The organism is Viridibacillus sp. d25.2 (assembly GCF_055456015.2).
The window spans coordinates 2522614-2548479 of sequence record NZ_CM196652.1; the positions used below are offsets into that span (position 1 = coordinate 2522614).

Annotated in this window: 22 protein-coding genes, 3 pseudogenes and 2 riboswitches; of the genes and pseudogenes, 3 read left to right on the top strand and 22 right to left on the bottom strand. The window is 34.6% G+C overall.

Going from position 1 to position 25866, the window contains the following annotated elements; genetic code table 11:
• Positions 1-144 precede the first annotated feature (144 nt).
• From ACZLO7_RS12640 to ACZLO7_RS12690, 11 genes and pseudogenes are all read right to left on the bottom strand, one after another.
• Positions 145-873 carry an ECF transporter S component gene (locus ACZLO7_RS12640; RefSeq protein ID WP_464937679.1) on the bottom strand — a complete coding sequence of 243 codons (729 nt, stop codon included), beginning with the start codon at positions 871-873 and terminating at the stop codon, positions 145-147.
• The gene (locus ACZLO7_RS12645) at positions 822-2528 is read right to left on the bottom strand and encodes an ABC transporter ATP-binding protein (RefSeq protein WP_464937678.1); all 1707 of its coding nucleotides are present in this window, start codon (positions 2526-2528) and stop codon (positions 822-824) included. The genes ACZLO7_RS12640 and ACZLO7_RS12645 overlap by 52 nt, the downstream gene beginning before the upstream one ends.
• Positions 2501-3382, bottom strand: coding sequence for an energy-coupling factor transporter transmembrane component T (locus ACZLO7_RS12650; protein ID WP_464937677.1), 882 nt, complete (start codon positions 3380-3382; stop codon positions 2501-2503). Before ACZLO7_RS12650 ends, ACZLO7_RS12645 begins: the two co-directional genes overlap by 28 nt.
• A 22-nt stretch (positions 3383-3404) precedes the next feature.
• Positions 3405-4325, bottom strand: a complete 921-nt coding sequence (locus ACZLO7_RS12655) for a DUF4430 domain-containing protein (protein ID WP_464937676.1) — start codon at positions 4323-4325, stop codon at positions 3405-3407.
• A gap of 74 nt (positions 4326-4399) precedes the next feature.
• The gene (locus tag ACZLO7_RS12660) at positions 4400-6220 is read right to left on the bottom strand and encodes an Ig-like domain-containing protein (protein ID WP_464937675.1); all 1821 of its coding nucleotides are present in this window, start codon (positions 6218-6220) and stop codon (positions 4400-4402) included.
• A gap of 194 nt (positions 6221-6414) precedes the next feature.
• Positions 6415-6607, bottom strand: a riboswitch (cobalamin riboswitch).
• Between the two features lie 376 nt (positions 6608-6983).
• Positions 6984-7142, bottom strand: a complete 159-nt coding sequence (locus ACZLO7_RS12665; RefSeq protein WP_427750913.1) for a transcriptional regulator — start codon at positions 7140-7142, stop codon at positions 6984-6986.
• Positions 7143-7265: 123 nt separating this feature from the next.
• Positions 7266-8711, bottom strand: coding sequence for a sodium/pantothenate symporter (gene panF / locus ACZLO7_RS12670; RefSeq protein ID WP_464937720.1), 1446 nt, complete (start codon positions 8709-8711; stop codon positions 7266-7268).
• A complete protein-coding gene (locus ACZLO7_RS12675) occupies positions 8711-8977 on the bottom strand; it encodes a YhdT family protein (RefSeq protein WP_464937674.1) in 267 nt (88 codons plus the stop codon). Before ACZLO7_RS12675 ends, panF begins: the two co-directional genes overlap by 1 nt.
• 221 nt (positions 8978-9198) lie before the next feature.
• Positions 9199-9990 (bottom strand): annotated as a pseudogene (locus ACZLO7_RS12680) (putative hydro-lyase).
• 21 nt (positions 9991-10011) lie between these two features.
• Complete coding sequence (locus tag ACZLO7_RS12685; RefSeq protein WP_464937673.1) at positions 10012-11232, bottom strand: NRAMP family divalent metal transporter; 1221 nt, start codon at positions 11230-11232, stop codon at positions 10012-10014.
• Between the two features lie 14 nt (positions 11233-11246).
• Positions 11247-12008, bottom strand: a complete 762-nt coding sequence (locus tag ACZLO7_RS12690; protein WP_464937672.1) for a LamB/YcsF family protein — start codon at positions 12006-12008, stop codon at positions 11247-11249.
• A 206-nt stretch (positions 12009-12214) separates the two neighbouring features.
• On the opposite strand from ACZLO7_RS12690, the gene pxpB reads away from it, so the two are divergent.
• Both pxpB and ACZLO7_RS12700 read left to right on the top strand, forming a co-directional pair.
• On the top strand, positions 12215-12940 hold the full coding sequence (gene pxpB, locus ACZLO7_RS12695; RefSeq protein ID WP_464937671.1) for a 5-oxoprolinase subunit PxpB: 726 nt from the start codon (positions 12215-12217) through the stop codon (positions 12938-12940).
• Positions 12937-13929 (top strand): 5-oxoprolinase subunit C family protein, encoded by a 993-nt coding sequence (locus ACZLO7_RS12700; RefSeq protein WP_464937670.1) that lies wholly within the window; start codon positions 12937-12939, stop codon positions 13927-13929. Before pxpB ends, ACZLO7_RS12700 begins: the two co-directional genes overlap by 4 nt.
• 90 nt (positions 13930-14019) lie before the next feature.
• Here the strand turns inward: ACZLO7_RS12700 and ACZLO7_RS12705 are convergent.
• From ACZLO7_RS12705 to ACZLO7_RS12755, 11 genes and pseudogenes are all read right to left on the bottom strand, one after another.
• Positions 14020-14474 (bottom strand): annotated as a pseudogene (locus tag ACZLO7_RS12705) (GNAT family N-acetyltransferase).
• Positions 14475-14596: 122 nt separating this feature from the next.
• Entirely contained in the window at positions 14597-15334 is a 738-nt protein-coding gene (locus tag ACZLO7_RS12710) for a cyclase family protein (protein WP_464937669.1), read from the bottom strand.
• Between the two features lie 77 nt (positions 15335-15411).
• Positions 15412-15507: riboswitch (SAM riboswitch) on the bottom strand.
• A 141-nt stretch (positions 15508-15648) separates the two neighbouring features.
• On the bottom strand, positions 15649-15927 hold the full coding sequence (locus ACZLO7_RS12715; RefSeq protein WP_464937668.1) for a VOC family protein: 279 nt from the start codon (positions 15925-15927) through the stop codon (positions 15649-15651).
• A 577-nt stretch (positions 15928-16504) separates the two neighbouring features.
• A complete protein-coding gene (locus ACZLO7_RS12720) occupies positions 16505-18229 on the bottom strand; it encodes a putative bifunctional diguanylate cyclase/phosphodiesterase (RefSeq protein WP_464937667.1) in 1725 nt (574 codons plus the stop codon).
• A 509-nt stretch (positions 18230-18738) separates the two neighbouring features.
• Positions 18739-19287 carry a GNAT family N-acetyltransferase gene (locus tag ACZLO7_RS12725; protein ID WP_464937666.1) on the bottom strand — a complete coding sequence of 183 codons (549 nt, stop codon included), beginning with the start codon at positions 19285-19287 and terminating at the stop codon, positions 18739-18741.
• Positions 19288-19399: 112 nt separating this feature from the next.
• Positions 19400-20356, bottom strand: coding sequence for a tyrosine recombinase XerC (locus tag ACZLO7_RS12730; protein WP_464937665.1), 957 nt, complete (start codon positions 20354-20356; stop codon positions 19400-19402).
• 934 nt (positions 20357-21290) lie between these two features.
• Positions 21291-22268 (bottom strand): MBL fold metallo-hydrolase, encoded by a 978-nt coding sequence (locus ACZLO7_RS12735; RefSeq protein WP_464937664.1) that lies wholly within the window; start codon positions 22266-22268, stop codon positions 21291-21293.
• A gap of 117 nt (positions 22269-22385) precedes the next feature.
• A pseudogene (locus ACZLO7_RS12740) lies at positions 22386-22672 on the bottom strand (IS5/IS1182 family transposase); the annotation flags it as partial.
• A 574-nt stretch (positions 22673-23246) separates the two neighbouring features.
• Complete coding sequence (locus ACZLO7_RS12745; RefSeq protein ID WP_464937663.1) at positions 23247-23723, bottom strand: hypothetical protein; 477 nt, start codon at positions 23721-23723, stop codon at positions 23247-23249.
• A 114-nt stretch (positions 23724-23837) separates the two neighbouring features.
• Positions 23838-24131, bottom strand: a complete 294-nt coding sequence (locus ACZLO7_RS12750; RefSeq protein ID WP_464937662.1) for a hypothetical protein — start codon at positions 24129-24131, stop codon at positions 23838-23840.
• 316 nt (positions 24132-24447) lie between these two features.
• Positions 24448-25275: a MerR family transcriptional regulator gene (locus ACZLO7_RS12755; RefSeq protein ID WP_464937661.1), complete on the bottom strand. Its 828-nt coding sequence runs from the start codon at positions 25273-25275 to the stop codon at positions 24448-24450.
• 108 nt (positions 25276-25383) lie between these two features.
• Between ACZLO7_RS12755 and ACZLO7_RS12760 the strand changes: the two genes are divergently transcribed.
• Positions 25384-25830, top strand: coding sequence for a GNAT family N-acetyltransferase (locus tag ACZLO7_RS12760; protein ID WP_464937660.1), 447 nt, complete (start codon positions 25384-25386; stop codon positions 25828-25830).
• Positions 25831-25866 lie beyond the last annotated feature (36 nt).

A 25866-nucleotide genomic window follows, 5' to 3' on the forward strand; every position in this document is an offset into this window, starting at 1 on the left:
GTCTTAGCGTATAATGTCTGCGTTTTGACGTCAGGACCCCTTATAAAACGTTAATTCCTTTTTACCGAATATTAACAGAATTAAATAAAAAAGAACTGTATAAAAGTCTCATTTGACGACTTTCAAAACAGTTCTTTTACAACTCTAGTTATTTAACATGCCATACTTCACTTTAATTCGTTCTAATTTTTCGCCTATTGGTTTGGCTAATACGAGTAAAAATACAACATTAGATATTACATATACAATCGTAAACGGAATGGCTGTTGACATGGCGATCAAATACCTTTTCCATGAAAATAATCCATCATATGAAATGACCGTCCAAATGTCCATACAAAAGGAATACATAACCCCTGCAAAGACCCCATAAATAATAAGTGCAATTTTACTTTTCATCCAACCTCGTTGTCCCAACAGACCAGCAATAAAACCTAGGATACCCCAAGTAAACATTTGGAATGGTGTCCATGGACCTTGTCCGAAGAAGATGTTCGATGCAATGGCAGACGTTGCTCCTGTAAGGAACCCTGCTTCTGCACCGAATGCAAAACCTGTAATGGCGGTGATAGCAGTCACTGGTTTGAAAGCCGGGATCCAAATGAATGCTGCACGTCCTGCAACAGAGATGGCTGACATAACAGCAATAGTTAAAATCTCTCGCGCTTGCGGTTTTCTTCTTTCAAATGAAACAAAGAATGGGACACAAGCTAATAAGACGATAATCATAGATATAAGATTGTATTTACGATCATTGAACATAGTCACCCCAATGAGCATAATAATTGGGATAATAACGAAAACGATGATGCTCGAAAAGATTAAACGTTTAAGGGAATAGTTGTTTGTTTTAACTGTTGATTGTGCTTGCATAACGAAATCACGTCCTCACTTGTTACTGCAAAATCAAATAAATGACGCGACATTCGATGAGCTGCAGTTGTATAAAAGTTATTCCCACTATAAAACAGATTGGGCTCATCTTCTGAAACGATATTACCATCAAAGAACATCGCACAACGGTCAGTATACTGAGCTGAAAACTCAATATCATGAGTTACCATTACAACGGCCACACGACGCTTTTTAAGAGCTTGTAGTACATCGGCGAAGATTTCCTTGGAATATGCATCAATGCCCTTTGTAGGCTCGTCTAGCAAGATTATTTTAGGGTTCAGTAACAATACTTTAGCTAAAGCAACTTTTTGTTGTTCTCCCCCGCTCAAATCATATGGATGACTGTCTAACAAATGTCCGATATTAAGCGTTGTAATGATTTCATTTAGTTGTTCTTTTGCTACCTCTTTAGAAATGTCTAACACATCAATAATGCTATCAAATTCCAGGTGTACTTTCTTTTCAACTAGTAGAGTTAAAGGGTCTTGTGGTAAGACAGCTAGATTATTACGATATAATTCACCACTCGAAAACTTTTTAATTGATTTACCATTTATGAAGACTTTTCCTCGATATGCTTTATATAGTCCTGACATCACACCTAGAGCTGTTGTTTTTCCAGTACCGTTACCGCCAAGAATACTAATTATCTCCCCTGCATGTACTTGTATAGAGAATCCTCTTAATACATCTTGTGAATTCTTTTCATAACGAAACCAAGCTTCTTTTACTTCTAACACAATGTCATCAGTTTGCTTGTCTGGATCTATTTTTCTTTCTAAAGTACGTAGATCGTTAGTAAAGTGTTTTGTTAACCACTTTCGCCCATCTCGAATAGTTAATGGAACATCGTCATTGATTTGCAATGCATTGTTAATACGTACTGGTGTAGGTAAACCAAGCATCATTGGATGAGAGGAATCAAATGCTCTTAATTGTTGCGCGACGAGCTGTGGCTCATCGTTACAAATAATACGCCCTTTTTCCATAACGACTACACGATCTGCTATTGGGAAAACTTCTTCCAATCGATGTTCTACAAGAATAATTGTTAAACCAAGCTCTTTATTTAACTTTTGCAAAGTACCGATAAATTCAGTTGCTGCAATTGGATCGAGCTGCGAGGTCGGTTCATCCAAAATAAGTAATTTTGGTTGCATCGCCATAATCGCCGCTAAATTTAACAGCTGCTTCTGGCCACCAGATAACTCCATCGTACTTTTTCTAAACCATTGCTGAATACCAAAAAAATTCGCCATTTCAGCCACTCTGCGTCGAATGGTCATGGTATCTAACCCTAAGTTTTCAAGTCCAAAAGACAACTCATGCCAAACTTTATCTGTGACAATCTGATTCTCTGGATTTTGCATAACAAAACCAATCTCAGAAGCGGCCACGCGATCTGGTAAATCAGTCAATGCTGTACCCGCGTAAAGGATAGTCCCTGATTTATCTCCATGAGGAGCTATCTCTCTTTTTAATTGTTTCAATAACGTACTTTTACCGCAACCAGATGTACCACAAAGAACAGCAAATTCTCCTTCTTCAATTGTTAAATTGATATCATCTAATACTCGCTCTTGTTTGTCTGGATATTGGAAATTTACATGTTGTATTTCAATGAGCGCCATTTAATTGCCTCCCGAATTTCAATCACTATAGGTATAACTAGTAAAATACTATAAGAAATATATAGCCCTAAGCTAATTGGTGTTACAGTTAATTCAGTAAATGTTGGATAAAAATAATAAGTCGTCACACCAAAGTAACTTCCAAGAATATTTGTTATTAAAAGAGTAAGTATAATACCTAGTAAAACTCCATCTCTCTTTTCAAAAACAAATAGGGAAAAAGTTGAGCGATTTTTCAAGCCATAGCCACGTGCTTTCATCGAATCAGCTGTCTCAATCGCATTTTCAAGTGCCCATGTTATAAGAATGGAGATAATACGAATCCCACTTTTTACTCTTTGCCAAGGATTACCGGTAGAAATGTCCATACCAATTGTCTTTTGTGCATGGGAAATGACACTGATTTGATGTTTAAAGCGCGGGACAAGACGTAATGTCAATGAAATTACAAGTGATAATGCAGGTGAAATTTTACCGAATAAATAAAGAAATTTATCTGATGTCATGACAACGTTATAACAACCAAACCAAAAAATAACTGAACAAATCATAACGGACATAGCGAATCCATAAACAATAGCCTCTAAAGTGATAGCGTTATAATCTATGTAAAATAGAATGATTTCACCGTCATGACTTATAAGAGGGTTAATAATCGCAGCGATTAAAAACATAGGAACAAAAAATTTCAAGCCACTAATAAATGACTTTCTATTTAGCAATAGATTTAATGTAATAGCACCTGTACAAGTAATGAGTAAATAAACTGGATGCATATAGAACATGGAAAGACCGATGACAGATGCAAAATATGCGAAAAGGACAATTGGATGATACGTTTCAAATGCTTTCATGATGCATAGTACTCCTTTTTAATCATTGTTTACCTATGTCGCGACCTAGATCAACTGTGTATTTGAATTGAATGTTGTCTCCATTTTTAACAGTAACCGCACTAACCCCAAAACTAGGGAACTGCCCATTTACAGAGTACATCCAACCACTAAGGTCCCCTGCATCGAATTCGTATAAATGATTAATTCCTTCAATATAGACTGAGCCATATTGATTATCGCCTGCACCTTCATATTCAAGATGAATACCATGTTCATTTGTTGCACGTTTTAAAATAGCCCAAACCGTTTCGTCTTTACTTAAGATTTCATATTTTGTTGACTTTAAAATCACGCCGGTTTTTGGTACATATTTTTCACTTTGTAATGCTGGTTTTAACATATCCCAATGTGTTAGCAAAGTTGCAGCACTAATTGAAATCGTTACGTACTCTTTTTTATCTTCACTTTCTTTATTAGTATTACTTGGTTTTTGTGCAATGTTATTATTTCCAGGTTTTTTATCTTTGTCATGATTTTGAGCTTTAGATGGAGCTTTATCCTTAGACAATTCTGGCTTGTTTGATCGTTTTTCTTTATTTGAACTAGTCGAAGTGTCCTTACTAGGTGTTTTCGCAGTTGATGTTGAGTCAGTTTTATGTGTATTAGTTGGTTGCTCTTTTTTCTGGGCTACCTCTTTGTTAGTTGTCTTTTCATCTTGCTTTGTATCATTTTTTTCATCTTCTTTGTTACTTGGTTTATCAGTATCTTTTGTTGAATCCTTTTGTACCTCTTCCTTTGTTGATTCTTCTCCAGTGCCTTCTACTTTAGTATCACTTGAACCTTTAACACTTTGTTCTTGCTCAGTTTGATTATTATACTCTTCAACGGATTGAATTTTACAACCAGTGATAATGATTAATGAGAGTATCATCATAAACCATAAAGGTATTATTTTTTTCATAATGCGCACCTCTTCTTAAAGATGGGAATAGGGTGCTAGAGATAGTCTCTAACACCCTTCCTTTTTCTTACAAATTATTTTGTTTTTACAGTTACTTTTGTAGATATACTTTTATTACCTGCTTTGTTTTTTGCATAGACAGTTAATTTAGTATTGGCTTTTTGATTTTTGATTTTCACCGTAAATTGACCTTTACTATTAACTGTTCCTTTACCGATTAACGTTTTACCTTTTAGTACATACACTAGTGCACTTTTTTCAGCTGTACCAGTTACTTCGCTAGTTGATTTTGTTACTTTTTTAACTGATGGTGCTTTAGGAGCCGTTTTATCAGCTACTTTTAATGTGTATGCTGCACTTTTATTTTTAGCTGCGTCTGTTACATAAATTTTCAATGTTGAATTAGCTTTTTGTTTTTTGATTGTTAATGAGTACGTGCCTTTAGACGTCGCAGTTGTTGATGTAAGTGATTTAGAACCATTATAAATCGTAACTTTCGCGCCTGCTTCAGCTTTACCTTTTACGATTGTTGTTTGATCACTTACTTTGTTAGCTGTAGCTACTGCTGGTGCTGTGATGTCTTTAACAATTGTTGTAGCATTGTTACTTCTTACACCATCTGCATTTTCAGCGATTGCAATAATATTGCTACCAACTGTTTGATTTTTAATCGTAACTGAGAATTTCCCTTTAGCATCTGCTTTAGCTTTATTCAATAGATTATTGTTATTGTAAATATAAACAGTGGCATTGGCTGTTGATTTTCCTCTTACAACAGTTTCGCTATCACCAACAGCTTCAATTACAGGAGCAGCAATATCAACTGTGTAGAATTTAATAGATTCTGCAGCATCTGACATATTGTAAATGCTGTTTTTGCCTTCTTCTAAGCGTTCATATGCACCAAGTGCACGTAAACCTTGATCAGAAGACATTAAATTAGGGATTTTTAAAGATAAACCGCTTTTCAAACCACCTGTAGTACTATCTACAAAACTCACTAGGTTTGAAACAGCCCAGTGTCCATCACCTTTGATGAAACGTGGGTCAGTTTTTGGATTCGTTTTATTTGATGTTAGGTTAATGATGAATTGAGACACTGTTTCTGGACTATCACCTTTTGCCCACTCAGAGTAGAATCCACCTTGTTTGCCTAATTCTTTCCCTAAATACTCATTAGCTTTTTCAACCGCTGCTTTTACTTTGTCATCCTTTGTATAAGGGGCTAAGGCAGTAGCAGTCATTGATGTTGTGTCTTTATCAGAACCCCATTTTAGATCCCAAGCAAATGAGCCATCCTCAAGTTGGTCTTTTACTAAATCATTCACTAATTGTGTTCTAGTAATTTTAGAATATTTCGCTTCAGTAGATAAATCATAGTTTTTTGTATCAATAGCATATAGTAAATGGAATTTGTTTCCGTTCGTTAATTTTCCAGCTTGTTCAGTAGCCAAATATGTATCATACATTAATTTTACTAAATCATATCCACCCACATTACGTGGATCTTTGTTAATGGATGTTAAAGCTATAATAACTTTTGAATATTTACCAACGTCTTCTGAAATTTTACCCTTTTTACTATTCACTTCTTTAACAAGGTTATTATAGTACGTTTCATAATATTTCGAAGGTACTGGCACACTAGCACGAGCAAAATCTGTCACATAGTCTTCATCACCAAACGATGGATTAGGTACTTGTTGTAGTAAAAATGCTGCAGTTGAATTTAGAACATTTTTATAGCTGACATCTTTTGCTTTTATTTGAACTGTTGCAGATGTATTTTCAGCAGCGTTAGCTGTCGATAATTCTCCTGGAAGTTGTGATAAAGCTAATAAACTTGCCATCCCGATAGGTGCTATCCATTTTCTAACCCATTTACTTGTGTACATGTTGAAATCCCTCACTTCTTTTTTTATTAAATATTAGTAGTTTTTACTTCAAAAGGATATCGATTTGTATAAAAGGGCAAAAAAATATCCCTTTACACAATGTAAAGAGAACTTGGACGGCGAAAAACCAGAAAAAATGTACAATGAGATACAAAAAAAGGCTTTCGATGCTCCATATCTCCCCCTCGAAGAATTGAAACTACATTATAAAAGCAGGTCTCCTGGCTTGTGTATCTCCTTACTCTTGTTCCTTCCCAACACATTTAACTTGCGCCAGTGGTTTGCAACAATTTCATCCACACTTACAGTAGCGGGGCTGCACCGGATTTTAACCGATTTCCCTTTTAGCTTATGATGAACATAAGCACTTTTATAAGAAAATATTTAATTGTCTATTAATCTAAAGTATTTCATAAAAGGTTTGGAATGTAAATTGATTTTTTATATTTTAGTAAAATTCAGATTTTTCCTTTTAAAATAGGCTCTGTTTAATTTGATTATTGATTTTCTTCAAAATTAATAATCAATTCGAATACGTTGATTTTAGTAGAGAATATATAAGGATTGCCCCCTGTATACTTTTGCATCTGTACATAACACAGTTAAGGGGTTATATATTCCTGTTCGAATTTTAAACGAATGTTCGAAATAGCCAAATATCTATAGTGTTATTAAACAGTAAATAGTGGCTTAATAAGATAAACACAATAAAACCCTACCTGTTATAAACAACTGGTAGGGTTTTTATAAAATTCCTATGGCATCAGACTTCGTAATCATCGCTTCCCTTCGTATGTTGGTTAAATGCGTTTAACTGCTCTACTGTTAAGTTTCTCACGTAAAGATAATAATTCATCGACTCCATACCATAATTTTCACAAGCTAGACAATACGTTTCATAGCCTTCTCTATACATCTCCATGTAACTACCCCCTGTTATATAACAATCTAGTTATTTTAAATTATTATATAACAGTTAGAGTTATCTGTCAATTAGGTAGAAAAAAACACCAAACTATACTTCTGAAAGTTTGGTGTTTCCATTTTAAATAATCAATGAGTTAGCCTTTACTTTGTTCTTAGTCGCAAGACTTACTACTACAAATGCTACTAAGGATAAAATAATTGGTATTGTAACTGTATGCATACCTAATACTCTTGGCATAAATTGATCAATGTAGATATAAGATGAGATTCCTATAATCATTGATGAAATTGCACCGTATTTGTTTCCTGTTTTCCAGTAGAGGCCAAATATAACCGGCCATAAGAATACAGATTCTAATCCACCGAAAGCAAATAAGTTCAGCCAAACAAGTAAATCCGGTGGACGAAGAGCTACCAGTACCACTGCTATTCCAATAATTGTAGTAACATAGAAACTTGCCTTTTTAATCTGTGCATCTGATGCAGTCGGTTTAATATAGTTTAAGTAAATATCTTTTACAACAGTAGAACTTACTAAAATAAGTAAAGCATTTACTGTCGACATGATCGCTGCCATTGGTGCAGCAAGAACAATCCCGGCTAAATAAGGTGGTAATACTTTTAACGTCAGTAAAGGCATCACTTTATCACCTATTTCTATTCCTCGTAATACCGGCCGTGCTAGAACACCGATTAAATGCATCCCAAACATAACTGTAGCAAGTGCAATTGTGCCAATGATTATGGCTGAATGCATGCCTTTAGAGTTTTTATACGACATTGCACGAACTGCAATTTGTGGTAAACCAATAACGCCTATTCCAATGAGTATCCAAAATGTCGATACATATAATGGAGTTAAACTACGATCTGCACCATATGGAGATACAAGATTAGGATTTTCAACAACTAAATCATTCATTATATTCGATATTCCACCACCAGCAATAACCGTCGCGACAAGTAAAATGATTGTCCCAATAACCATCACAGAGCCTTGTACAGCATCCGTTAAAGCAACTGCACGGAAACCTCCGATTATTACATAAATTAAAACAGCCCCAGCAAAGATAAACAAAGCTGTAGAATAGTTTAAGCCCGTTAATGATTCGATTAACCGCGCCCCACCTATCCACTGCGCTGCCATGGAAGCAAATAGGAATAATATGATACTGGCTGCGGATACAATAACAACCGTTTTACTTTGATAGCGTTCCCTTAAAAAATCAATTAGCGTTATTGCCTGATACTTACGTGCTATTATTGCAAACTTTTTACCGAGAATCATTAGAACGAAATAACCTGCAGGTAACTGCGCCATGGCTAGAAGCACCCAGCCGAGGCCCGTATTATAGGCTACACCTGGTCCACCGATAAAACTACCAGCACTACCGTAAGTCGCCATCATTGTCATCGCAAGTAGAAAACCGCCCATTTCACGCCCACCAAGGAAATACTCTTGCAAGAAAGAATTTGATTGCATAACTTGGCGATTCGCCCATATACCAATCGCAAAGATAAGTACTAGAAAAACAACTAATGGAATAATTACTTGCCAATGTATCATTTGTGTTCACCATCCTCATCGTCAAAAGGGACATCAGTGAAGAAAAATTTGATTACGAAAACTATAAGGATGACCATGAAAATAGTGCCTGCAATACAGCTGTAGAAAAACCATGCTGGAAATCCAAGCACATATGTATAAGAAGTAGGATCTCCTGATCCCATTCCATAAGCAAAGCCAAACCAAATACTAAAATTGATGATAACAAGTATTACCCCAATAATCGCTTCACGATGCGCAATTTTATAACGCTTATCATTCATATAACAATCTCCTTTATGATAAATCACAACTTATAGAAAATAAGTTGCTTTTATAATAATACTTTTTCATTTAGAAAATTGAAAGTACATAGTTTAGTTTACATAATAATATTATGTAAACTAAACTATAGTTGATACTTTTTTGATAGAGTGATTTAATCTATAACTGAATAAAAAAAGCGCTCCTAAGTTAGAAAACTGACTTAGGAGCGCTTTGTTACTTAAAGTATACTTAATTTATCATCTTTTAAATCACTAATGAACATGCAGCCTGGTCCGTGCGTAATCATAATAGCAGGTTTACTTTCCATCGCTACTGCTTGAGGTGTAACGCCACAAGCCCAAAATACAGGAACCTCATCTTCTTTGATCGTTACGGCATCTCCGAAATCGGGATTATTTACATCCGTAATCCCAATTTACCTTGGATCTCCAATATGAACTGGTGCACCGTGTACACCCGGGAAGCGAGAAGTAATCTGTACAGCACGAATTGCGTCGGCGTGTTTCATTGGGCGCATACTAACAACCATTGGACCTTCGAAAATACCTGCTTTTTCGCAAGGAATATTCGTTTTGTACATTGGTACATTACAGCCTTCTTCAATATGCCTTACTGGAATACCACTCGCAAGAAGTGGCGTTTCAAAAGTAAAGCTACATCCTAGTAGGAAACATACCATATCATCTTCCCAATAATCCGTAACATCAGTTACTTCTTCAGTAAAAATACCATCGCGATAAATGCGATATTTTGGTATATCTTTGCGAATATCTGCACCATGAGCGATGGAATTCGGTGTAAATGAACCAATATCTGACACATCCACTAGCGGACAAGATTTTGGATTGCGTTGACAGAATAACAAGAAATCATATGCGTACTCTTTCTTTAAAATGACTAAGTTTGCTTGCGTATAGCCTTTAGCCATTCCTGCGGTTGGTCCAGTCAATTCACCGCTACGAATTAATTCTCGAATAGCAGCTGGAGTCATCGTGTCGAATTGCGTCATTACTAGTCGCCTCTCTTCCTATTAGTTAAATAGTTTTGGTAACTCGACAATAAGTGTACGAACGCTAAGTACACCCATAACTACAACAACAAAAATACCAGGTATTGTTAACCACATTGGATGTTTGTAATTACCAACAACATCCTTTTTATATGCTGCAATTAATAAAGTACCAAGTGCAAGAGGTAGGATTATTGCATTAATCGCTCCTACTAAAACAAGAATTTTAACAGGTTTACCGACAAACGCAAAAGTAATAGTCGATACAACGATAAAGGCGATAATAACCCAGTTATGATATTTTTCAATCAATGGGTGGAATGAACGAATAAATGATACAGATGTATATGCTGCACCGACTACAGAAGTAATCGCAGCAGCCCACATAATAACGCCAAACATACGATAACCGATTTCACCTGCAGCTAATTTAAAGACAGACGCTGGTGGATTAGCAGGGTCAATTGCTAAACCTTGGTGCACTACACCTAATACAGCTAAAAACAGTGCCACACGCATAATACCAGTAGCAGCAATACCTGTTACAGAACTCTTTGTTACATCTGGTAAAGAATCTACACCTTTAACTCCAGCGTCTAGTAAGCGGTGTCCGCCAGCGAAAACAATATATCCACCAACTGTTCCACCAACTAAAGTTACAATTGAAAGGATATCAATTTTTTCCGGAATAAATGTGTTAGCTAAAGCATCACCAACTGGAGGAGATGTTGTAAAAGCAACGTACATCATAAGTAAAATCATGACAAAGCCAGCTACTTGTGCTACTTTGTCCATAGCTTTACCTGCTTCTTTAACAAGGAATATGAAAATTGCAAAAACTGCACTTATAACAGCGCCCTTAATCGGGTCTAACCCGAGCATAGCATTTAATCCTAGGCCTGCTCCTGCGACGTTCCCGATATTAAAAGCAAGACCGCCAATAACAATCATGATTGCTAATACAAGACCTAATCCTGGAAGTACTTTATTGGCAATCTCTTGTCCACGTAAGCCAGATACTGCTATGATACGCCAAACATTTATTTGAGCGAAAACATCTAAAATAAGTGAAACTAAAATAACAAAGGCAAAACTAGCGCCCAGTTGTTGTGTAAAGACCGTCGTTTGTGTTAAAAACCCTGGTCCAATCGATGATGTTGCCATTAAGAAGGCAGCTCCTAGTAAGACACTACGCCCTACTTTCTTTCTACCTTGACCTTGATCTAAACTAACCTTTGTCATATGAAAACCCCTTTTTATACGTGAAATGCTTGAACGTTAATGTTATTTTTCTCCAATGTGTTTTGAATATATTTTGCAAATTCAAGAGCATGTACTCCATCCCCATGGATACAAACAGTGTCTGCTCGTAGTAATACTTTCGTTTGTTGTAGAGACTGAATATAGCCTTCTTTAACCATCGTTACGACTTGATTTACAGCCTGTTCCTCATCTGTCACTAAAGCATCTGATTGCGTACGTGAAGTAAGTGAACCATCAGCTTGGTATGTACGGTCAGCAAATACTTCATGTGCTGTTTGAAGACCTAATTTTTCTCCTGCTTTCGTTAACTCACTTCCAGCTAAACCGAATAACACAAGATCTGGTGAAACATCATATACTGCTTGAGCAATTGCTTCTGATAAATCTTGGTCTTTTGCTGCCATATTGTATAATGCACCGTGTGGTTTTACATGTTGCATCTTTTCTCCACATGTAGTTAAAAAACCTTGTAGTGCACCAATCTGATATACGACCATGTCATAGCCCTCTTGAGGAGTAATCTGCATTGGGCGACGTCCAAAGCCATTTAAATCTGGTAAACCTGGATGAGCACCTACTTTTACACCTTTGGCAATAGCCATTTTAACCGTTTCTCTCATAACCGTAGGATCTCCAGCATGGAAACCACAAGCTACATTAGCTGAAGTTATATAATTTAAAATATCTTCTTGTTCCCCTAGTTTGTATCGACCAAAACTTTCACCTAAATCGCAATTCAAGTCCACTCGAAACATTTTCTCAGCCCCTTACTTTTTTTAGTTATAATGTAAGTTTTTCTAACACAAAACATATATTATCACTAAATCATTATTCTGAAAACATTTATTTTTCAACTTTCTCACAATAATAAAATAGCAAATGTAAATATCTTACTTGTCAATTACCATTTTATAGCTATATGATTATAATGTTTAAAACGCAAATTAAGGGGTTGTAATTTATGGGAGAAGAATTTAAACATGTAAAATTTAAACCTTTAGGAGATTCAGCAGTGATGGTTCAGATCGGGAATACAATTGATCCATCGAACTGTGCCATCTTACAAAATTTAGCATCACTGCTTGAAGAACAGCCATTTGAAGGATTTATCGAAGCTGTTCCAGCATATACAAATATTACAATTTACTACAATCCGTATACCCTGTTTAAGGTGTCCAAAAATGTAACATCATTTAGCTTTGTATGTCAGCATGTGCAGCAGCTTATTACGCAATTGACAACAGTTCAACAAACTCCTCAGAGAGTTGTAGAAATACCAGTTGTTTATGGTGGTGAATATGGTCCTGATTTAGAATATGTAGCCAAAGTCAATGGTCTAACGAAGGAGAAAGTCATACAATTACATAGTGCTAATGAGTGTCTTGTTTATATGCTAGGGTTTGCACCAGGATTTGCTTTTATGGGAGGCATGAACGAAGCTATAGCAACACCTCGAAAAGAAACACCTAGACTTGCTATTCCAGCACTTTCGGTTGGGATTGCAGGCAAACAAACAGGAATTTACCCTTTTGAAACACCTGGTGGGTGGCAAATTATTGGCCGTACGCCACTCGATTTATTTTTACCAAATGAAACACCTCCTTCCCTTTTACAAGCAGGTGATTGTATTCGCTTTAAACCAATTTCTGAAAAAGAATACAAACAATTGAAGGAGACAAGATCATGACAGTTACAGTTATTAAACCAGGGCTATTAACTACCATTCAAGATTTAGGGCGATTTGGTTCGCAAAAATATGGGGTCATCGTGAGTGGTGCAATGGATGCTTATTCCTTAAGAATTGCGAATATTCTTGTAGGGAATATAGAAAGTGAGGCAGTGCTTGAGATTTCACTGTTTGGCACCATATTACAATTTAATGATGATCATCTTATTGCGCTAACAGGTGGCGATCTAACAGCTACCATTAACAACGAGCCCGTACCACTTTGGCGTCCATTTATCGCGAAAAAAGGAGACGTATTAAAGTTTAAACGAGCTCAACAAGGTTGTCGCGCTTATGTAAGCTTTGCTGGAGGGATTCAAGTTCCTACTATCATGAATAGTAAAAGTACATATTTAAAGGCAGGAATGGGTGGATTTGAAGGTAGAGCATTACAAAAACAGGATGAAGTAAATATCGGATCTTATACTAAGAAAAATAAAGAAATACATCAATATGCAATTCAACTGATAGGCCCTGCTTCATGGTCTGTTAATTACCACGAATTAATCTCATTAGAACAACAGCAAACAATTCGTGTAATGCAAGGAACGGAGTGGGATTGTTTTACCACTGAAAGTCAGCATTGCTTAACTAACAATCAGTACACTCTTTCTACAGAGGCTGATCGAATGGGCTATCGCTTTGATGGACCGGCATTAACTTTGACAGAGAAATTCGAATTATTATCAGAGGCAGTTACGTTTGGAACAGTGCAGATCCCGCCTAGTGGTAAACCAATCATTTTAATGGCTGACCGTCAAACGACTGGTGGTTATCCGAAAATGGTGCAAGTTATCACAGCTGATTTAGCAAGTCTTGCACAGTTACAAACAGGTGCTAAAATTCGATTCAAACTAGTAACACTAGAAGAAGCTCAACAAGCATTAATTGATAAAGAACAAAAACTCAAAAACATTACAACAGCGGTTCGCTTATCATCAAACATTTAATAATATTTAGACAAAGAGAAAGAGCATGTTTTGAATAAAAACATGCTCTTTTTGTATTTCATCTGTTAAAAGAATGCTCAATCAGTATACTTATAATTCTAATGTCATAAATACGCTATTGGGATCCTCAATGTAATTCGAAAATGGTTTGCAGTATTGGAACCCAATTTTAGAATATAGACTCTTAGCAGGTTCGAAAGCCTCCATTGAACCTGTTTCTAAACTTAATCCGTAAAACCACGATTCCTAGCTTCTGACATGATATGTTCTAGAATGTACCTTGCAACACCTTTTCTTAAATGTAATGAAGAAGTACGCATTGATTTTAATTCACCATGGTGAGCATTAAGTTCTTTTAGTGCACCGCAACCAACTAATGTATCTTGTTCCCAAGCACTCCAGAATGTGATTTCTGATTTTTTCAATTCTTCAAGATTTAAGGCATGTATGCTTTCCGTTGAAGAATTTTGTGCCATACATTGAAGATGCTCATTCAATAACTCCGCTACTTCAATTCCATTCAAATCATCAATTTTAATATCCACAAGGATCACCCCTTAGATTCTATTATTCAATTGCTAGTCTATAATAAGGCGAACCGAGAGCAACGGTATCTAATATAAATTACTTCTTACTATGCCGTTCTAGATGCGTGGGTACAAATTATTTAAGGTAGAATAGCAAATGAGCGAACTGGGAAGCCAGAAGCCTTCTCAGGTTTTGGTACGATGTTAAAAATAACAGCCCCTTTTGCGGGTAGCTGGTCTAGATTAGTGAGCAACTCTATTTGATAAGTATCTTGTTCCAATACATATAGTTCAGAAAGTAAAGCATTGTTTTGACGATATAATACGCTAGAATCCGTATCAAATGTTTCATGCCCTATCGCTTTAATATGACGTTCCTCAAATAAGAATTTCAGTGCTTCTACTGACCATCCTGGCGCATGTGGATTACCCTCAGCATCAAAGTTATTAAATGCTTCAATATCAGGCCAACGTTTGCTCCAATCCGTGCGGAGTGCAACAAATGTACCTGCCTCAATTTCACCGTATTTAGCCTCAAATTTCAAAATATCTTGTACTAAAAACGTGAAATCATGATTTTCGGCTACATCTTTAGAATGATCTATTACAACGAGCGGCAATGCAAGTTCTTTTAACTCCAATTCTTCTAAATAACGGGCATTACGGACAAAGTGAATAGGTGCATCTAAATGTGTACCGTATTGGCCAGCAAAGGCAAAGTTTTGAGTGTAAAAGCCATCATCATGTGAAAATAGTGTTGTCTTTTCTAACCCTTTAAATGCATTAAATCGTGGTGTATCTGCTCCAAAAGTATGTGTTAAATCGATCCATTTCTTTTCTTTTAACGTTTGTAGTGCATTGATTAATTCTGTTGACATATCCATCACCTCATCATTTTATTGAACAAAAAAACCTCTTCTTGATAAGAAGAGGTTGACAATACGCCGATGCACTCTTCTTATCTTCAAGCATACGCTTCTGGAATTAGCACGGTACAATGTCCGTTGCTGAGATTTCACAGGGCCAGTCCCTCCACCTCTCTGGATAAGAAAAAAGTTATTTTGTTGTTTCTTAATTTACAACTTTCGAAATCTATTGTCAATATAAAATTCCGAAAATTCTTTACACTATATGATTCTCATTAACAATTATGATTGCTTTTTATTACAAATAATCAACTTTAAGCTCGTTTCTAGCCTTGTTTGATTCCAAATGCTATCCATCTACCATCAATATCTTCGATAATAAACTCTTTATTGTTGTAATCGGTATTACTTAATGAGCGAACTATTTTCACGCCAGAGTTAATGCATTCCTCTTGAAGCGTTTCATGATTGGTTGTTATAAAGTACGCATCATACCCATAACCATATAAAACTCGATTTGGTATAACTTCTTGTCCATTTGACTTTGTTAAAATAATTTCTGTTAAATCACGATATAAACAAATATGCGGTTCTTCTGCATCCATCTACGGTACAGCATGAAACCCCATTGTTTGAACGTAAAAATTTGCCGTACGGGATATATCAGCCGTTGGGAAGATGCTGTGAGACATTAATAACATATTATCCATGTAATCTCTCCTTCATAAATTACTTCATTTATTTTTTGATTCATTGCTGTTCACATCTATCACTCTTATAAAAAGTACTTAAATAACAGAATTGTCAGAAAAATAAAATGTGAATTTATCAATTATACTCTAGTTGATGTAGCATATTTACTCCTTTATGTGTTTATGCAATAGAATGCTACTATAAGTTGCATTAACCACTGTCTGAATTGTTCATAGAAAAAAGATAAAACTAGTTGATTGGAGTGCAGGCGGCGACTCCTTGGGGAACTAACGAACATCTTGAGACCCCACAGAAGCGTTAGCGACGAGGAGGCTCAAGGTTCGTCCCCAGGAAAGCGTCCGCCGGAACGGAAATTAACGGCATCGTAGAAAAAGCCATGGCTAAAATTCATTTTATGTACTTTTTCAGTTCCCTCAGCGTATAGGGGTGACCTCTTTGTGTGGATTCCAATTTATATAAGGTAATTCGTTATATTTTCGATACATATAATTCATGTAATTTTGCCGAAAATTCATCTGTGGGTAATGGTTTACTGAAGTAATATCCTTGGGCAAAGTCACAAAGATTATCACGAACTATACATAATTCTTCTTCCGTTTCTACACCTTCAGCAATCACTTGCATACTTAGTGCATGAGCTAATTTGATAATCGCTGTCACCATTGCAACATTACTAAGCCCAGTTTTTAATCCTTGTATGAACGATTGATCTATCTTCAATATATCGATTGGGAATTGTTTTAAATAGCTGAGTGAGGAATAGCCTGTACCAAAATCATCAATTGCAATAATTACACCTAGCGCCTTTATTTGATTAAACGTTTCAATTAATTCCTCTGTTTGATGCATTAAGCTCATTTCCGTAATTTCCAACTCTAAATTTCTAGCAGGTAAACCTGTTTCTTGCAAAACTTTACGTAAATTATGTACAAAATTTCTTTCCTTCAAATGAATTGGCGATATATTAACTGAAATTCGAATATCTAGTCCATAGTCATCAAGCCACTGCTTCATTTGTTTACAAGCTATTTTTAATGTGTACACACCGATTAAACTGATTAATCCACATTCTTCTGCAAATGGGATAAACATAGCTGGAGAGATAAAGCCGTAATCTTTATCATACCAACGTATTAAACCTTCCATACCAATTAATTGATTCGTTTTCAATTCGATTTTCGGCTGATAATACAACTGAATTTCATCTCGCTTTATTGCATGACGCAATTTTGTTTCTAAAAGTAGAAATTGATTATGAGAACTATTCATCGTATTTTCATATTGTATATAATTACTAACTTTATTCTTTTTTGCTTCAAGCAATGCGACATTCGCACTTTTGACTAAATCCTCTGGCGTGTTTGCATAGGAAGGGCTTGAGCATATGCCTATACTGACAGAAGAATAGAACTCAAATTGTTCAATTAAAAAACTGTCTTCAAAGTTAGCCATTATTTGATGCGCCTTCCAAATGGCATGCTTTTCATTCTTCAAAATAATGACGAATTTATCACCACTATATCGAAACAGCGACTTTTCATCGATACCTAGTCTTTTCAGACGGGTGGCTACTTCAATAAGAAATAAATCACCTGTTAAGAAACCTAATCCGTCATTTATACTCTTAAACCGGTTAACATCCATCATTAAAAGTGTCAATGAAAAATCTTCTTTATGTGCGCCTTTAAATAAATCTGCCAATCGAATATTCAACATCCGACGGTTATATAAGCCTGTCAAATCGTCATGATAAGCATAGAATTTCAGCTTTTTTATATTTTTTTGTTCTGTTACATCTGTTCGAATTGACACGTATTGGTAAGGTGTACCTCTATCGTTTAAAAACGGGATAATCGTAGTCTGTACCCAATACAAACTACCATCTTTCGTGCGATTACAAATATCACCGCGCCATATTTTCCCGCTGCCAATCGTACACCATAATTCTTTAAAAAAGGCTTTTGAATGGTGCCCTGAGTTCAACAAACGATGATCTTGCCCGATTAGCTCATCCTTACTGTATTTAGAAATGGTACAAAAATGATTATTTACAAATGTAATAATACCTCGATTATCTGTTATAGCGACTATTATCGAGTGGTCTAATGCATGTTGAATATCTATTAATTGTTGGACTGTATACGAATCATCAAGTTGGCTTAGACCTGTCATTTGACTATAACTTTGGTCCATTTGACCTCACTCCTAATCAGTTCGGCATTATTCGAGCATTTTCTCTCTTGTTATCATTTTATCACAACCAATATAAGGCTATTATCCAAATAAAAACAAAAGGTAAAAAGTCCTAAATCAAAAAAAATAAGTTTATTGAGCTAATGAAAGATATTTCTAATATCAAATTTTTACACCTTAACTATAGTATATATAATATTTTAGAAGTATATTTTCTACAGTATATTGGTTTTTAACTGTAAAATAATTCAAAAACAACAAAAATCAAATGAAATTATTAATTAACTTAGCTAGTTCTATTGTCTAGAATGAAAAAGTGGAAAAGAAAATTAATGAGTTATAATTTTTCATTTCAAATAAAAAACATTTAATTTACAACCAATTTATTTAAGCTTAATATATATATAATCAAAAATTTTAGGTAATAATAACTATCATTATTATATCTAGATTTTTTAGTTTACATAATAATATTATGTAAACTAAAAAAAAGACCATTCACAATGGTCTCAACTACGAATTTTCCATTCTTCAACAAGGATGCTATAAACAGCATGATCTACAAAATGATCGTATAGCCACTCTGATTGACGACTAACACCTTCTAAAGTCATTCCTAAACGCTCAGGAATAGCTCTACTCTTCTTGTTTGCGATAGCAGCACGAATTTCTATTCGTTTTAGCTTGTAATCATGAAAGGCATGATCTAGAAGCTTACGAACTGATTTGGTCATAATACCTAACCCTTCATAGTCTTTTGACAACCAATAACCTAAGCTGGTAGACTTGTTTTGCCAATTTATATGGTGAAAGCCAATAACCCCAACGATTTTACCTTTATATACGATGGCAGTCTGGAAGCCATCATTAAGACTAAATTGCTTTAGACTTGATCGAATAAATTGTAATGTATCTTCTGCACTTTCATTTGAATCTATGAAGGGTAACCACTCTCTTAAACTCTCTTTTGACCCTTTCATTACCGTAAAAAGCTCTTCTGCATCATACTCTTGCAACAATTTAAGTTGCAGTTGCTCATCAATATGTATAGTAAACATAAGTAACCTCCTATAAAAATGTAATTATAATATTATAACACTATTTATATGGTAATTAAATACAATAAAGCAAACTTTTGCGAGTACTTTTTCAGTATAATTATCTTTCTCGTTAAATACTCTGATTGAACGGATTGTTTTCGATCACTTGCTGGATTTCTTTATCTTCTACATGCGTATAAATCTGCGTTGTAGAAACGCTTGAATGGCCTAAAATTTGCTGTAAACTACGTATATCTGCCCCGCTTTTATACATCATCGTCGCTGATGTGTGTCTTAGCTTATGTGGCGTTAACTTTGTTTTATTCAGCCCTGATTGCTCATTAATCTCTTTTACAATTTTCGCAACACGTTGTCTCGTTAAGCGTGTTCCTTTTTGAGAAAGGAATAATGATTCATTGGTATCTGCGCCTTTAATAGCGTAGCGTTCTTTTTTTATATACCGAGAAAGGGCATTATGGCAAGCTTCATTTAAGAAAATCGTCCTTTCCTTATCCCCTTTACCTGTAACGGTTAAATAGTCACCTTGAATAGAAGTTAGATTCAACTTACATAGCTCTGTTACACGAATACCTAGGTTTAAAAAGAATGTAATTATGCAATAATTACGATAGTAATGTGTAGATTCCTTTATACCATCTATAAAAACTCTCGCTTCCTCCATTGTCATATATATCGGTTGTCGCTTCCCTATTTTAGGGGTTTCTAGCTCACTTGCAGGGTTTTCTTCTATCAAATGACGTTTAGTTTTTAAATAATTGAAAAAAGATTTTAATGTAGCTCCTTTTCGCGCTCTAGAATGAGCACTATTATGTCGTTGTTCCTCACAGTATTCTAAAAACAAGTACATGTCTTCTAATGATACTTCTCTAATAAAATCAATTGTTATATCCGATATATCAATTTGGTTTAGAAAATTTATATCCATATCTTGCTGTACTGCTTTTAAGAATCTAAAAAATAATAATAAGTCATATTCGTATTCTTCACGTGTTCTTTTCGATTTCCCTTTAATAGTTGTTAAATAGACAAGGAAATCTTTCATTACTTTCGGGTATGTAGTTTGCAAAATTCGTCACCTCTTATACTACTATTTTAGCACAAATAAGGTTCCCAAATGTGTATTTGGGAACCTTATTTAAAAAATCTATTTTTATCAGAAAATTACTTTCAAAAACGACAAAATACCCCCTAAAATTTAGGATGCTTCAAATTCACTCTCAGACGATTCGAGAATACAAAATCCACATTACTATACGTCTCGAATCGCATTAGATTTTCGTGTTTTCTTCCCCTCTTTTAGTATTAAATTAAGATTGAATTTAAAAAAATTGATATTAGTTAAAAATTGGAATGTAAATTTAGAGTTAGATAATATCAAAATGAGGTTGGATTTTCTCGAAAAGTCGTAAGAAAACTGATGACGGAATGCTTGAAAGTATCATAGAAATATCCAAGAAACATACGATTCAATTAATGGTGAGGGAGAAGATCGGTATGTTGTAAATAGCTTTAGTAACATTATATGTTAGTTCTATCAAACAAAGGTAAAGTGTTATTAGTATTACATTTTTTATAATTAATTCTACTAAATTTACAGAAAAAGTTTAATTGTATTTTAATTACTACATTTACAATTTATTTAATTTAACAGTAATTTCGTTATTGAAGAATGAGGGAGTAAGAGTTTTAATTGTTTTGAAATTTCAATTTAAAAGAAATATATGAATACTATAAATATAAAAAATTGTGTAAAATTTTATTGTCTAAAATGATGGAATTATTCGAAAAATCAGATGATATCGAAATTTAATTAATGATTATTGGGGATGGAACTTCAAAAAAAGAGTATTGAATGGAGATCAAAACGGAGGGAGATTTTAACCTATTTACACTAAGGTGCAAAAAGAGGGAGTAAAGAAGGAAAAGGCTATAAAGAGGAATGATGGACTAATACTAAACAAAACCCACACAAAAACTAGTTAATAGTGTGGGTTTTACAATTATAGTGCTATATAGTGCCAAACACCATTTTGTAATGATTTCTTTAAGCGGCCTTTTTCTTCTAAATAATCTAAGTAGCCGATGACTTCTGACATGACGAGTGAAAACTCAGAATTGTATTTATGCCGATATAAATTTTGGGCAATTTCTTTCGGATAGTGTATCCCTTCTTTTATGACTGAATATAAGCGGTTCGCTTTATGTTGTATCCTATCAAGTTTAAGTGAAATAACAATTCGTTGATTTTCAATTATTTCTTGATGTCCAGCAAATAAATATTCTACATGTAAATGTTGTATTCTTTTTAACGAATGCTCAAGTTGTCTAACAGTATGTAGACGGTTACCTTTTACATCTGGATCAACAATTGCATTTGATGAAGTCGTTTTTAATACAACATCCCCAGCAAATAACCAATTCCTATCTTCGTCATAAAAACTAATAGAATCAGCAGAATGACCGGGAGTTTCTATTACTTGCATGCCTAGGATGCTATCCCCTTCTCCTAATGGTCGAATGACCGTTTGAAGAGCTTGCTCTTTTTGGGAATCGATTGTCTGTTGCAATTTTTTAAGACGGGGCTGCGCTTCTTCTATGCATCCCATTGATATGTATAGTTCAGTAAAAAATTGCTTCCTCATTAAGAGAAATTCTTGGTCCATCATAAGACGAGGAATGGCTTCATAATGTGCATAAACAGGGATGTCTTTTTGTTGTAGAATCCAATTGACTAACCCGACATGATCTTCATGATGATGCGTTAAAAGAATACGAGATAAATCACTTATATGATAGCCTTTTTCTGATAATGTTAAAGTAAGTGCTTCTTTATACTTCTTTGTATGAATTCCCGCATCTATTAATGATAGTGAATCACCGTCATCTAATATATAGCTATTAATCGTACCTACATTACTATAATTTGTAGGTACAATAATTGGATAAACAGAACGAGAATTTTTCTTTATACTTATCAAACCTGTCACTTCCTATCTCATATTGTTTACTATACCGTTTATAGTATAAAAATTTCATACTTATGAAAACAAAAAAGACTGCTATAGTATTTAGAGGGCACTGAAAAACTTACGTGCTTGTGCATACTGTAAATTATCTTTTCCTGAATAGGCTGTGCCAGTATCTTTACTTTTCTCTACTAATTCTTGTAGATAATGTCCTTCACTTTTTTCACCTGTTGTCACAATTGCCGCTGTAATAATTCGTTCATCACTCATCGCAATGTGCGTTTTAAATCCAAAGAAAGAAGAATCGGCCGGTTTATTCCCTAATCGCGCATCTGTATCCGAGGAGTAATTAGTTGTACGTCATAATCTGCGATATCTTCTTTGAGGAAGTTTAATTTCTCTTGTACGGCAGGGACTTAAGCAACTTTGGATTGTGTTTCTACAATTTTCACGACTTGACGACAATAGTCTAATTCCTTTGTGATTTCATTTGAAGTTGGTTTGGAAATTTTTCTTTTATCATTTCATCGAATTGTTAGACGCCTTTTCGGACATTCTTTGATTTTTCTTGTAAAGATTCTTTTAAAAACGATAAAACTAGTTGATTGGAGTGTAGGCGGCGACTCCTTGGGGAATTAACGACCAACTTGAGACCCCACAGAAGCGTTAGCTACGAGGAGGCTCAAGGTTCGTCCTCAGGAAAGCGTCCGCCGGAACGGAAATTAACGGCATCGAAGAAAAAGCCCTGGCAGAAACGATTAATCGTTTCTGTCAGGGCTAAAATTCATTTTATGGACTTTTTCGGTGCCTTTTAGTATTTAAGCAGTCTTTTTTATAGTTTTGAAAAGTAAAGATTCTTCCCTACTTCTAATAATAGAAACACAGGTTGAAAATTGATATTGGCTATTACTTAGATGTCATTGGTAGTATGAAATTAAGTTAAGTATGGTTAAATAGTGGAGATATTGTACAACTTCATATCAACTATGTTCATCTTACTTTTTTTAAAATATATAGCTTTCCAGCCTGTTCATTTAACACAGCTACTGTAAAGTCGTATTTCTCACTTTTCATAATGTCCTGAATGGAATCATCATTCTCATTATTATTAAAGTAGTAGTTGCCCTTCTTTTCATCAGTTGGTAGAACGTGTTTAATTTGCTTAGCTACTAATTGTTGAAACTCTTCATTAGCAGGTAATGGTTTCCACTTGTCATGTTCTGCAATGGATTTCTTAAACTTCTTAATTTGCTTTTTTTTCAAATGATATTCAGCATAAAATTCTCCGTTAGTTTTGAACTGCTTATGCCTATCACTTTTAGATACAAGTACAGCACCCTTTGGAATTTTCACTTCAATCATTTGTTCAGCATGTCTAGTAATATTGGAATGTACAATTAAAAAATAATATCCTACTAAGACAAAAATTAATAGTGCTCCTGTTAATACGATTATTTTCTTTGACAATACAAACGCCCACCTTAAATTGACTTTTTAAGTCGTTTTAATAAATTGATAATAGATCATTTCATCAGTTACTTTGAAACCTGCATCTGTAGACATTCAACTGTTCATTTACGTCTAGAATTCATCTATGTAGAAAAATAGTTTTTGCTCCTCATTTAACGTTGATGTGCACTTAATCCATTGCTCCTCTTCAATTTGCAAGAAGTTACAAAAAGATTTATGAAATGGATGAACATCTGATTGTATTTTCAGATGTTTCTTCATAAAAAATTTTTCAATAGAATCTTTCATCGCTTTTGTAAAAAGCATTCGTTTCACTTCATTTGCCTGTAACTTTAATAATAATTGACGAATACTAAAATTATTTTCATTAACGAGAATTTCAAATGTTCCCAGCTCAGCCGGCATGTCCTCATTTTGCGCTAACTACACATTATCTTCCAAAAAAGGATATTTGTCAAGATATTTAACAAAAGGGCCCCAAACTTTTGCTTTGTTCAAATTCAAATTAATATCGAAACCAAGTGCACCGACAATTTCTCTATTATCATACGCAACTACAAACGATGCTTTTAATGGCAAGCCCAAGTTTGGAATGAATAGTATGTCGTTCTAAACTACAACAGCCAACATTATGTTCCTTGCGATTATTCGTCATGCCGCTGGTAAAGGTATTTCCGTTGGTCTTTGAATTTGTACAGATCCCCCATAGCTCCAATGGATATCAACTTTTTTTAACCTCAATCATTATTTTAGTGACATAGTTATCTAAATTATTAACTGATACTGCATCTAAAATATATTCTTCATATGAATAACCATTTAATTGTAACTGATGCTCTTTACTATACGCAATCAACTTATCATAAGTTTCAAAAATGTTGACTTCATCGCCTATATGATATCCGACGATATAAAAGCTTGATGGTTTCGTCCAAATGTTCTCTCCCTGCCAATCTTTCTTCATTTTAGTGTACAAAAATGAATAATTTTCAAAATCTCTTGCAATCATTTTATCTTTGTGAAGAATTGCTCCGATTGGATGGCCACTATATAGCTCGTAGTTATCGCTATAGTTGATAAAGTTAGAAACCGAATTAAGAAATTCCTTATCAGTAGTATCGAGAGTACTTTCACTTATTAATAGAAGCTCTTCTTCCGAATGCACTAATGAAATACTTTCAAAGTCTGTTTGCAATGCATTTTTTGTAATAGCTACCTTTGTATCAAGTATTTCTCTTAGATGTGTTAGGTTTTGAATTTTTTTTTCAATCAATTTTGCTTGTTGTTCTAATAATTCAATTGATTCTATTGGCGTCTTATTTTGTAAAAAAGCTCTTATCTCTTTTAACGGCATTTTTAGCTCTTTTAAAAGCTCTATAACAGCAAAAACTTCATATTGTTGGTAAGAATAATATCGATAGCCTTTTGCTGTTTTAATTTCAGGTGTTAATAACCCGATTTCATCATAATGAAATAACGTTTGTTTTTTTATGTGACAGATTTTTGCAAATTCACCTGTTGTAAAGTATTTACGTAAATTTTCGCTCATTTAAGACTTCCCCCTTGACTATACGGTTACCATATACCTTATCATGCTAATATACCATGTGAGATGGTAAGTAAAAAGAATTATTTCTATTGAAGGGAACTGATAGTCATGAGTATAGAGATTCATGACGTAACGCGAGAAAATGAAAGTGCCATAATAAAATTAAGTGTGGCGAAAGAGCAAAAAGGTTTTATTGAAACACCTCAAGAATGTTTACAAGAAGCGAAAGAGGATTTACACTACCACCCTGTTGGATTATATGCAAATAGTAAGTTGGTTGGCTTTGCGATGTATGCATATTTCCCAAAGGAGGACGAAGGTCGAGTATGGTTAGATCGTTTCCTTATTGATGCTAAATTCCAAGGGCAAGGTTTCGGTAAGATAATGCTTCAAGCATTAATCGATAAATTAACAAATGAATTTAATTGTCAAAAAATATATTTGAGTGTTTATGAAGATAATCCAGGAGCAATTCATTTATATAAGAAATTTGGATTTGAATTTAATGGTGAATTAGATGTTCACAACGAGAAGGTTATGGTTAAAGCTATATAGTATAACCCCACATTATAAACGGATATGTGTGCTTCT

Coding starts and splice junctions, on each gene's coding strand:
- ACZLO7_RS12700 (WP_464937670.1), top strand. CDS start 12,937: ATGACAGTTACAGTTATTAAACCAGGGCTATTAACTACCATTCAAGAT.
- ACZLO7_RS12720 (WP_464937667.1), bottom strand. CDS start 18,229: ATGGACCAAAGTTATAGTCAAATGACAGGTCTAAGCCAACTTGATGAT.
- ACZLO7_RS12640 (WP_464937679.1), bottom strand. CDS start 873: ATGCAAGCACAATCAACAGTTAAAACAAACAACTATTCCCTTAAACGT.
- ACZLO7_RS12665 (WP_427750913.1), bottom strand. CDS start 7,142: ATGGAGATGTATAGAGAAGGCTATGAAACGTATTGTCTAGCTTGTGAA.
- ACZLO7_RS12675 (WP_464937674.1), bottom strand. CDS start 8,977: ATGAATGATAAGCGTTATAAAATTGCGCATCGTGAAGCGATTATTGGG.
- ACZLO7_RS12760 (WP_464937660.1), top strand. CDS start 25,384: ATGAGTATAGAGATTCATGACGTAACGCGAGAAAATGAAAGTGCCATA.
- ACZLO7_RS12685 (WP_464937673.1), bottom strand. CDS start 11,232: ATGACAAAGGTTAGTTTAGATCAAGGTCAAGGTAGAAAGAAAGTAGGG.
- ACZLO7_RS12755 (WP_464937661.1), bottom strand. CDS start 25,275: ATGAGCGAAAATTTACGTAAATACTTTACAACAGGTGAATTTGCAAAA.
- ACZLO7_RS12655 (WP_464937676.1), bottom strand. CDS start 4,325: ATGAAAAAAATAATACCTTTATGGTTTATGATGATACTCTCATTAATC.
- ACZLO7_RS12660 (WP_464937675.1), bottom strand. CDS start 6,220: ATGTACACAAGTAAATGGGTTAGAAAATGGATAGCACCTATCGGGATG.
- ACZLO7_RS12725 (WP_464937666.1), bottom strand. CDS start 19,287: ATGTTTACTATACATATTGATGAGCAACTGCAACTTAAATTGTTGCAA.
- ACZLO7_RS12710 (WP_464937669.1), bottom strand. CDS start 15,334: ATGTCAACAGAATTAATCAATGCACTACAAACGTTAAAAGAAAAGAAA.
- ACZLO7_RS12645 (WP_464937678.1), bottom strand. CDS start 2,528: ATGGCGCTCATTGAAATACAACATGTAAATTTCCAATATCCAGACAAA.
- pxpB (WP_464937671.1), top strand. CDS start 12,215: ATGGGAGAAGAATTTAAACATGTAAAATTTAAACCTTTAGGAGATTCA.
- ACZLO7_RS12715 (WP_464937668.1), bottom strand. CDS start 15,927: ATGGATGCAGAAGAACCGCATATTTGTTTATATCGTGATTTAACAGAA.
- ACZLO7_RS12650 (WP_464937677.1), bottom strand. CDS start 3,382: ATGAAAGCATTTGAAACGTATCATCCAATTGTCCTTTTCGCATATTTT.
- ACZLO7_RS12750 (WP_464937662.1), bottom strand. CDS start 24,131: ATGCCGGCTGAGCTGGGAACATTTGAAATTCTCGTTAATGAAAATAAT.
- ACZLO7_RS12690 (WP_464937672.1), bottom strand. CDS start 12,008: ATGTTTCGAGTGGACTTGAATTGCGATTTAGGTGAAAGTTTTGGTCGA.